Genomic DNA, 10578 nt, shown 5'->3' on the forward strand with positions numbered 1-10578 from the left:
CAGATGGGTATTCAGAAGCCTTGGCGTTGTAATCAAGAAACCGGGAAATGGTATCAATAATTAATACTATTTTTGAAGAAATCACTTTCCGATAGACACTACCAAATGAACAACTCCCGACCCAAGAATTGACGTCGCCAGGGTGACAAGCGCCGTGACTACGGCCTTGCCACCCATGACGCGATCAACCTTGGACCCGAGTGCTTTGATCCCGGCTTCCAGATCTTCCTTCAGATCGTTGATCTGGGTGCGCAGGGATGCGATCTCTGAGCGCATTTCCACCCGAAGATCGGAATACTTGTCCCCCAGTCCTTCGACCTGCGTTTCAAGCTTCAGGGCGCGATCCTGCAATTCCCGGATCAGGTCGTCTTTGCTGGATGGTGCGATCTGGAGTGGCAACGGGGTCAGAGCGTCAGGCATGATTTTTCCATAAAAAAAAGCCGCCCGGAGACAGCTGTCAGAGAACGTCAGAAAAGAAGGGCCAGAGATCAGGCCATGATCGGATCCGGTCGCGCCGGCAAAGCCGTACTGGTCGTATCCGTGCCATCCGCAATGGCAGCGATTGCCTTCACATAGGCCTTCATCGGATTCGTAAAAGCTTCGCCCATCGCGGCGGCCAGATTGACCTGGTACTGGATCCAGGCTTGTTCGGATTTTGCCTGGTCAAGAAGCGGCACAGGAACAGGCGGCGGCGTGTAGTCGATCAGCTTGCCGTCCTGAACGCCCTTGTTGCCCTTGTCCGCGTAGTCTCCACCCAATTCCTGCCAGTCAGCAGCCGACAGAAGCAGGAGATCATCAAGCGCTGGCAGGTTCTTATGAGAGCCAAGGGTCCACAGGTCGTACCAGCCCGTAACAGCAGCAGGCTGCACGGCCGTATGGTCGAATTTAGCCGCATAGCGGCTGGCATAGACCAGAGCGCCGCCTGAGACCGGAATATTCGTCGCCCCGACTGTTTCGGCAAACTGGTCTGCTGTCAGGGCAATCAGATCAGACACAGCCGGCACGGCCAGCACGTTGATCTGTGCCTGAACGTTGTTCGTGGTCCCGGCCCAGACGTCCAGGACACCCGTGACAACAGATCCGTCCGTGGTCGCATAATAGCGGGCGGGATAGGCTGCTTTGATTGCATCGAGTGCAGTTGTCATATCATTTTATCCTATCGAGGCCCGGACGCAATCACAGAAATCTGCTGCGAAGCGTTGGAGTTCGAATTGATTGTAAATCCGCCTGAGTCGGCGTTGGTCCACCACAGATCAAGGCGCTGGGTTGTGTTGAAATTGATACTGTCCGGGCTTCCGGAAAATCCGGACGGGAAATTCACGCGTTGGCCGTTCTGAATGACGACCTGCCAGCAGTGCAGCTTTTTCGACCTGTCCAGCGGCAGATCTCCGAGCTGGGCCAGAATATAGCTGGTGAGAGATCCGTCCGGCTTGTAGCCGCTCAGATACGGCGCGTTGACACTATTGCCGAAATTGACCGAGTTGATTTTCAGATCCCCGTTGGATCCGGAGGTTGTCGGCTGCGTCGTGACGTAGGTGCCGACGGGTTGTTTCGTGGCAATCGAGCTATTGAGATTACTGACAGCATTATTGAGGCTGCCATTGGTCGCATAGTCCCCGATGGGCTGGGCATAGCTGCGGATCTGACTGGAGACGTTCGCGTTCGTGGGAACAGCCAGAGCGCCCCAGGTCGTCAGGAACTGGAAATAGGCCGCACTGTTGTCCTCGGTCGGGGCGTTGACCAGCTGGATATTCAGAACGGGAAAATTCCCGCCACCAATGTCCTTGTTGATGAACCGGTTCTGGGCATCGGCAGCGGGCAGAGCCTGCTGAGACCCCCAGTTCGTCACGGACGGAACAAGCGCCTCGACAACGACCTGGAGCCGGGACAGAGTTCCGCTTTGCGCCGAGAGATCGCCCCGCAGCGCCAGAGACCCGTTGGCATCGAGGACAGGCGTGTAGGACGCCGGTACCCAGGAATAGACCCGGACGGTTCCGGTGAAATTCAGCGCCTGCGCCGTGTTCTGCGTGGTCCCTGTCACGGTTTGCCGGCTCAGGGTATTCGGTGTGCCGACTGCCAGGACGCCAACACCCCATTCAGCCTGGGTTCCATCATCGGCAAAATAGAACACCTGTCCGCCACCCGGAGCCGCCGAGGCAAAAGAGCGTCGGTCCTGGACAGCCCCGTTCAGCACGAACGACCCGGTACCCGGATTGGTGGCCGTCTCCAGGACCAGATCAAGAAGAAGGGGAGCTGCCACGTCAGAGCCTTTCCGTCAGTGTGAGGGTTTGGGCATGCCGATCGGCTGGCCCAAAGGGATTGGAGAGATCACCGCCAGCCAGACGCCCGAACAGCGCTGTCTGGGCCAGCGCGGGCGCACTGACAGACGGATCCGGCACGAACAGAATATTCTGGCCCGTGGCTGCCACACGCTGGATCTGGCGCAAGACAACCGCATCCGCGTCGCCGTAGGACTGATGCGCAATCGACAGGCCACGCTGGACGTATCGCGCATCCACGAACTCGCCACCTGACAGCGTCGTGGTGCTCTGCTGCCCCACCGTCAGGCTTTCGGTGCTTTCGGACGAATAGTTCCGCACGGGCTGCCAGAGCGGCCCGGCATAGGCCAGCGGGATCGAAATGAAGCCGTCCGGATTACTGGCATCCCAGACCGTGATTTCAAGAGAATCACCAGACACAGGTGTTCCCAAAATCCGCAGGCATTGCCCGATCTGGATATTGGCACCAGCCGTCTGATCGAACGTCACGGTCGTACCGTTACGGATCTGAATGCGCCAGGTCGCCGCCGTTGTCAGGTTGGTCCGGTGCAGGCTGATCGCCCGGATCGACTGGACAGAGCCAAGGGCTGCCTTGACGTCAGCGCTCCATCCGGTGCCACCGGCTGCCACGCGCCAGGCGAGGCTTGCCGCGCCCTGCTGGTTTTGCAGGTTGGTGACGGGCAGGCCAGAAACGCCATTGCCGGACAACGCAGCCGGCAGCAGCACATTCTGCCAGCCAATGCCGCAGTTTTGCATAACTCAGACCAGTATTGTGAGGGTTGTCGTATTGCCCGAGCTGGTGACGTGTTCGCTGACCACAATCCCCGGAACCGCGGATTTCGCACCCGGCACAGGCGCCTGGAGCGACACCGCATCCCCGAGATCCACGGCCAGAGCCACGGATTGCGGAACATCCACCGCCCAGAGATGGCGGCGCTTGCCCCAGACCGATCCGTGCCAGTGCGCAATCCCTACGGCATCCGCCTGATTGGCCAGGGCTGTGGAGATCAGCGCGGGATCGTTTGGAACGCGCCACTGAGATTTGACGGTCGTATCAAACCACACAGCACCCCGATCGCTTTCGGCAATCAGGGACTGACGATCCGCCGAGGCCTGCGGGTGCAGACCGGATCCGGACGTCTGAATTGTGAAATTGTGCTGCCAGCCGATGCGCCAGCGCCAGGTGGGCGGATCCAGAGAGCTGTCCAGGGTCACGGGCGAAATCGCGCTGATCACGTCCGTGGTCAGGGTGAGGACCGGATCCCCCGCATCCGCAGGATCCTGCAACCGGATCGGCCGCAACGTGCCTGTCCGGGTCGGGACCAGGGAAATCCCCAGACCCGACAGCAGCGTGCTGACCGCCTGACGGCCTGTCACACTGCTGGACCCGTCCCAGAACCATCCACCCGCATACGGTGCCAGGCTGGACGTCGCAGTCCAGGCCGCATCGATATAGGCAGAGGGCATGACCATGTCTTCGATCAGGAACTGTCGCAGAACGTCCAGAACGTTGGCAGGAGCCGCGCCCGATCGAAATCGCCCCACCGCATCCACAGTTATCCCATAGACGGGTTTGGTGCCCAGCCGGATCCAGGTGCCCGCACTGCTGGAGAGAACCGTGTACGTGCCCGGATCCGGAGACGTGGCATAAAGATCAGTGACGGTCCCGCCAGAAGCGATGCCGGCATAACCGCCCTCATACAGCGCCACCACATCCGCCGGCCCGTCTGACAGCTGATAGACGTAGTTGCTACTGTCGATCAGAACAGGCGTGACGTTGCAGACCGTACCCCGCAGGCGAGGCACATCCCGGCCGACGACGTTGCTGTCTCCATCCAGACGCCCGGTGCCCCCATAGACCGAGACAGGAACGGTCCCGTCCAGCCAGTAAGTCGCATCGAGCAGCGTGATGGACACGCTGTTCAGACCCGGTTGCCAGTTTTTCCCCAAACCGGAAAAAACCGGATTCAAGCCTGATGAAACCGGGTCCGTCCAGATCTGGCGCGTCCCATCCCACAGGCGCGTGCCCTCACGGATCCGCACAGGCAGATGATCATTCACGCGGGTCTGGAGCAGGCCATCCAGAACGCCGTCCGGATTGGCCAGCGTCAGAATCCCGATCGAGAACGAACCACCCTGGGCGTCGGCTGACAGGGTCAGGGACCGTGACAGATCTAGCGCTTGGGTGACATAGGGCGGATAAGGGATATGCGTTTCTGTCACATAGCCCGCATCCGAGAACCGCAGGGTCTCAACGGATTCCGGATTGTCCGGATATTGCGTCAAAGCGCCCCACGGGACATTGCCCCACCCCGGTGTCGCCGCCGGCTGCGTGACGGCCGGCAGAACGATGTCCATCTCAACGGTGCGAAACCTCATGCCGCCCTCGGCCGTGTGGCGTCGGTGACAGCCTGAAGCTGCGCTGTCTTCTGCGTTGCTGTGGCAACCTTCACCAGTTCAGCCATTTGGTCCTTCATGCCTTTCAGGAGGTCATTGGTCTGCTGAGAGAGTTTCTGGACCAGGGTTGCCGTGATCTTGTCACTGTCCGACTGACCAAGCGCTTTGAGGATGTTCGAGACCTGCGTGAAGTCCGTGCTGTATCCGGTGCCGGAGCCCTGCCACGTTTTGGACGTGGACAGGAAGGTGCTGGCATCGGACTGGATCCGCGACAGGGCATCGTAATCCCCGCCCATGGCCGCCTGATAATCGCTCATCAGGTTGTCATTGGCGCTCTGGTACTGCGCCTGGGCAGACAGGGGCGACGCGTCAGACGTATTCAGCCCCCGCGCATAATCCGTCAGGCTGGAAAACACCGACGTGACAGACTGCTGCGCCTGGTCCTGATACTGTTTCAGCTGCGCCACGGACGTGCCGTTGTACTGCTGCTGGATCTGGAGGCGTTCGGCCGCCAGTGTTTTTTCCAGATCGGCTGACTGATCCACGTAGGCCTGCTGGGACGAATACGCATCGCCCAGAAACGACCGCCAGGTGTCTTTCAGGGACTGGCGCTGCTGATCGGCACTGGTGTCGAAATTCAGGAGCGCTGCGCCCTCATCATTGCCCGTGGCTGTCAGGTAACGCGCCCGGACACCTGCATCAGACTGATTGAGCGTGGTCATGTTGTTCGCATAACCCTGCGCATACAGCGCCTGATATTTGGACGTGATAGAGGCCCCATCCAGCCCATAGGCCGACGCCTGAGACGCCGCAGCATCATAGGTCTGTTTCAGCGTGGCCATCTGATCCACCCAGGACTGCTGTCCTGAGACGGTGGCCTTGAGCAGACCTGGCATCGTCGTATCCACGAACGTGCTGATCGTGGAGATCTGCGTCTGCAGATCGGACGTGGACAGCGATTTGCCGTCCAGCGCCGTATCGAGCGCCGTTTTCAGATCCCCGGTCTGCTGCGTGAAATTCTGGATCGTGACGGTACCGTCCGAGTTGAATTTCGAGATCGAGACGCCAAGCTGATCAACCGTATCGGCCATGGTCTTCAGGCTCTGGATCGCTGCCGTATAGGTGGAAACGTCCGTGATGTCCGAGGGCATGCCCTGAGACAGCGCCTGATTGAACGTTGCATCTGAACTGGTCAGCGTGGAGTTTTTCAGAAGATCCGTCAGGGAAACGGACCGCATCGCCGCGTTTTTGTTGTTTTTGTCGTTGCGGACCGTGCCCAGGTAGCCACCGCCGATATCAGCTCCAGTCGCAGACAGCACGCTGTTGATCGAGGAAATATCTGTCTTTAGCTGGGCCGTGATCGTATCCGTCTGTGCCTGGTTCCAGGTCTGACCCAGAGACAGCTGGCCATCGATCGTCTGCACCTGATCGATCGTGTAGGGGTTTTTCTTGTGGCCAAAGAGAGATCCAATAAGTGCCCCTGGAATACCACCCAAAAGACCACCAATGATGGTTCCGCCGCTGAAGCCGCGTTTCTTACTGCTGACTAGATCGCCTATTGCCCCCCCTGATGCGCCGCCGATGAGGCCGCCGATCATTGTCCCTACACCTGGCAGAAACGAACCGGCTGCGGCACCAACAAGTGACCCAATCCCGCTGCCGATTGTCCCAGCCTGACCACCACCCAGAAGGGACGAAATAGAAGACCCCACTCCAAAGCCACCGCCAACACCACCGAGGAGATTGCCGACCGTCGCCGTCCCGAACAGATTGGTTTTCAGCCCTGAGGACAGCCAGGAAGATGCACCTCCAAGGCCACCAAGAGAGCTCGAAGTCGAAGTGCCGGAACTGACCGGGTTCCAGCCCCAGCCACCGGAATAGGTGCTGATCGCGTTGGTCGCAGACACCCCAGAGGACGATCCGGCTCCAGAAAGGATCGACGCAATATCCCCAATTGTGGACCGGCTTTTCCCGTCGATAGCATTCAGGAGTGGATTGATCAGCGTCAGCTTGGCGATCATGGACACCAGCTGACTTTCCACACCCTGCATGGCCGACTTGAACGTCACACCGCCATTCGAGGCGTTGACGAAGGCCTGCGTGAAGTCACCCGAGAGCGTGTCCGCTGCTGAGGAAATATCACTGGTCAGCTCATTCAGCGCGTCCTGCTGTTGCTGATAGGCATTCGTGGCTGACTGGATCGCCGCCACGTTCGCCAGATCCGTTTGACTGGCCTTGGACGTGAGATCGGCACCATTCTCCAGAAGGCTGTTGCGCTCTTTCAGAACCGCCATCTGAACCGAAACCGCATCCGAGTTTTGACCCAGAGACGCCGTTTCCGCCTTGATATAATCCAGATCGAGAGACTGACCATACGCCTTGCGGGCTGTCGTCAGATCTGCCTGCGCAGACGCTGCTTTGTCGAGAGCATCCGTTAGGACCGCCTGCTGACGTGTCTGCTCTTTTGTGCCTGAAATAGACGTATTCTGGACCGTTTCGGATGCTTCCACAGACCGGAGATACTGGTCCAGGCTGCCCTTGCTGCCATCATAGGAAGACAGAAGCGCTTCCTGGGCAGTCGTCTTGCGGGTCATGGTCTCGATCGAGGCGTTGAACTCACCCGTCAGGATCTGCTGTTCCCGCGCTTCTGCGATCAGAATGTCAGCGGTGGAGGCATGGGCCTGACCCATCTTGCGAGCAGCGTCCTCAACCTGCTGATCCACCTGGACCATGGCTTTCTGCGCAGCTGAGCCAGCCCAGGCCGCATCCGTGGCCTGTTCCTGCTGATGCGCCAGTTCCTGAAGCGGATCCCGGAGTTCGTTCAATGCCCCCTTGTGGGTCATCAGACGATTGGTCAGATCCTGAGTGGACGCCGCGTAGTCGGCATCCGTCACCTTGCCAGCCTTGTGCAGGTCATCCAGCGCGGCCTGGGCAGACGTCAGCTGCTTGATGGCATTGGTCTGATCCTGCACCTGAGATGCTGTAGAACCGTCTGACGTTTTCAGGGCGTCACTGACTTTTCCCTGCATGTTGGCAACAGTCGTGGCACCATAGACCTCGCCCCCCGTGACCTTGTCCGCATAATCCTGAACAGATTGCGGAACAGACTTTGAGCCTTTCAGGTAGGAATCGACATTTCCTTCGCCCCAGTTATACGCCATGGCCACGAGTTGTTCGTTGCCGGAATACTTGGAATAGAGCCGGATCAGGAGTCGTTCAGCGGCCGTGACGTTGCCGGTCGGATCTGTGAGATCATTCCCGGCAGCATTGGACGGCATCACCTGCATGGCGCCAATGGCACCGGCAGACGATGTGACCACCTGACCGTTTTTGTACTGGCCCGTAGCGCTTTCCACGGGCTGGATCCGGTGTGCCAGGGAAAGGACGTCAGAACTGGCCCCGATCTGAGCGCCAACACTGTCAATCAGCCCAGAAATCCCAGAAGAGGAGCCGCTGCGCAGCGTGGCCTGCTGCGCCTCATAGGCGACATGATCAGGACTAAAAGAGTCCATCCATTTCTTGAGGTTCTGGACTTCCTTCCCCATGGACGCCAGGGCTTCGATCCCCTTCGTAGCGCCCGCGACGATGCCGTCCCCAATGGAATTCGCGAAGCTCTTGGCCCCTTCGATCTGAGGAGCCCAGTCGTCCCGCAGGTCATGCAACGCCTGCTGGAATGGCGTCAGGCCTTGTTCTGCTGCGCCCTGTGTCGCCGTGCCGACCTGCTGCATGAGCAGCTGCCAGGCCTGAAGGCGATTACCAGAAGTCTGAAGGTCCTCGATTTGGCTCACCAAACCCTGATGAACCCCCAGCAGCCCCTTGTCCGCAAAGTCCTGGGCCGCTTTGGCTGGATCCGCATAGGCATCCGCCATGGTCTTGGCGGCTTCCGGGACGGTTTCGCCCATCACTTCGGCCAGATCTCGTGCTTCGGCTGAAAGTGCCTTGAGGCTGGAGCCATCGACAGTGGGCACGGCCGCAAAGGTCGTGGTGACGGACCGGCTGTCATCGAGCGATAGGCCACCGCTGGATGAAAGCTGGCGCGCCGCGGCTTCGGCCGATGATGCCATGGCAGCGTAATCGTCACGGGTTGCCCGCAGATGCTGTGACAGGGTTGCCAGTTGCTCCTGTTCGGCTTCTGCTGCGGAGCCAACTTTGTAGAGAGCAGCAGCGCCCGCAAGAGCGGCAACAGCCAGACCACCTGGCCCCGCAAGGAAACCTGTGACAATTTTGGTCGCAGAGCCAAAGCCACCCATCACCTGCACCATATTGGGCACCTGATAGAAGGCGGCCTTCATGGCGGACCCCCCAGACATCACCTGGTCAAAGAACTTATGCGCTTCATCAGCGACAATGCCGAACTGATAGCCAGACAGCTTGACCTTGTCGGTCGTGTCCTGGAGCGCATCGCTGGCCCCCTTGGCTGATTTCACGGCCGCGTCATGGGCGTCCGACAGTTTCTTGACCTTGGCGGTCTGGGCATCGATCGTGCGAGCGGCTTCGGCCTGCGTGACCTCACCTTTGCGGACGCCCTCATTCACCGTTTCAGTGACTTCATTCAGCCTGTCCTGCGCCTTTTGCAGGGCTGTGGCTGATTTCGTGACGGTATCAAGGGTTTTAACCCAACCTTCGGCCGTTTTGGTCGTGCGGGTAATTCTGCTGTCTGTAACTTCGATCGACTCACCGACCCGGTCCAGACCGTCCGCAACCTTATCCAGGGCATTGGCGTCCGCCTGTGCCGCAGCTGCGATCTGGCCACGATAGGAAACTTCGATCTGCTCAACTGTCGGCATGACAAAACCTCAGAATCTTCGGGTGAGTATCAGAGCCGGATAGGTGATCGCTTTTCCGGCTGCTCGGTCTTTGGCGCGCCCATTGCGACGCAGGATGTAAGGCGCATTATCCAGTAGTCCGGAGGGCACCGTCACAAAGGCACGGGCCGCGTTCACGGTCGGGAATTTGCGCTGAATGGATTGGCGCACAGCTTCAACAATGCCGGGCGGAACACTCATTTTCATCGCACCCGTATCGATCTTGCGAGCATAAGGCTGCGGATTAACGATCATGACCTGCTTGCCGTCTGGCACGTCAGACACGTCGCCTGCCCAGGGCTTGCCCTCGACCACGACCACCCAGCTGTCCCGGTACCGTCCGGATCGGACAGGGGAACGCTCCTTGCAAAGCTGGAGCGCAGCCTTGGCCGCCAGGCCCATCACGTTGAACCTGTAGAGAATGAACCCGTCAGGCCGGACGGAGCTTTCCGGCGCACCCTGACGTCCATCCACGTTCGTGGTCCAGTGCGGAGGGGCATCCCCACGCCGCACGGCCGTGTCACGGGCATTGATTGCAACCCGCGCCAGATAGGCCGACTGGGCTGCCGGTGACAGCGCCTGATCCCGAAACAGGCGGATATTCCGGGCAACACTGCGTGGCGATGCCATGATTATTTCCTCAGAGCGTTCTGGAGATCCCGCGTGATCTGAGCGTTCCGGTGCGTGAGGAACACGACGTCCAGCGCCCGGACCAGGCGAAACACAAGCGGGCGTTCGTCTGCCGTAACCCCACTGGCATCACACCACCGATCCACGGCTACCCAGCCGATGGGTTGGGGACGGGAGATGATCCGGATCGCCCCCATGCCTGCACCCAGACCGTCGGTAATCCACGGCCGGTCATGCTGGAGATCGTGCCAGGCCCGCCAGGGAACCTCATTCCAGGGATCCGGGAGAACACGACACTCCAGAGCCGCTTCACGGATCTCTGGAACCTCGTTCTCTCCCGTGAACTGGCCCCACTCCATCTCCCACTGGAGTGAGGCAATCAGTTTCCCTCAGAAGCCTTGGCCTGTTCTTCCCGCTCGGCACCGACGCGTCCAGCCGCCATCAGGGACAACGTGACAAGGGCTGGA

8 protein-coding genes are annotated in these 10578 nt (G+C 59.6%); all 8 read right to left on the reverse strand.

Translation table 11 applies throughout. The features are described 5' to 3' along the window. Positions 1–81: 81 nt before the first annotated feature. Positions 82–420 (reverse strand): hypothetical protein, encoded by a 339-nt coding sequence (locus J4P41_RS01775; protein ID WP_426065894.1) that lies wholly within the window; start codon positions 418–420, stop codon positions 82–84. A gap of 68 nt (positions 421–488) precedes the next feature. Beyond that, positions 489–1145: a hypothetical protein gene (locus J4P41_RS01780; RefSeq protein WP_426065895.1), complete on the reverse strand. Its 657-nt coding sequence runs from the start codon at positions 1143–1145 to the stop codon at positions 489–491. Positions 1146–1156: 11 nt separating this feature from the next. Next, positions 1157–2260, reverse strand: a complete 1104-nt coding sequence (locus J4P41_RS01785; protein ID WP_426065896.1) for a hypothetical protein — start codon at positions 2258–2260, stop codon at positions 1157–1159. Position 2261: 1 nt separating this feature from the next. Further along, positions 2262–3035: a hypothetical protein gene (locus J4P41_RS01790; protein ID WP_426065897.1), complete on the reverse strand. Its 774-nt coding sequence runs from the start codon at positions 3033–3035 to the stop codon at positions 2262–2264. Positions 3036–3038: 3 nt separating this feature from the next. After that, complete coding sequence (locus tag J4P41_RS01795; protein ID WP_426065898.1) at positions 3039–4658, reverse strand: hypothetical protein; 1620 nt, start codon at positions 4656–4658, stop codon at positions 3039–3041. Continuing rightward, positions 4655–9463, reverse strand: a complete 4809-nt coding sequence (locus tag J4P41_RS01800) for a phage tail length tape measure family protein (RefSeq protein WP_426065899.1) — start codon at positions 9461–9463, stop codon at positions 4655–4657. Before J4P41_RS01800 ends, J4P41_RS01795 begins: the two co-directional genes overlap by 4 nt. 9 nt (positions 9464–9472) lie before the next feature. Next, positions 9473–10111 carry a hypothetical protein gene (locus tag J4P41_RS01805; RefSeq protein WP_426065900.1) on the reverse strand — a complete coding sequence of 213 codons (639 nt, stop codon included), beginning with the start codon at positions 10109–10111 and terminating at the stop codon, positions 9473–9475. Between the two features lie 2 nt (positions 10112–10113). Next, positions 10114–10470, reverse strand: coding sequence for a hypothetical protein (locus tag J4P41_RS01810; RefSeq protein WP_426065901.1), 357 nt, complete (start codon positions 10468–10470; stop codon positions 10114–10116). Positions 10471–10578 lie beyond the last annotated feature (108 nt).

The sequence above is a fragment of the Gluconobacter sp. NFX36 genome (assembly GCF_049887835.1).
In the GTDB taxonomy this organism is placed as follows: domain Bacteria; phylum Pseudomonadota; class Alphaproteobacteria; order Acetobacterales; family Acetobacteraceae; genus Gluconobacter; species Gluconobacter japonicus_A.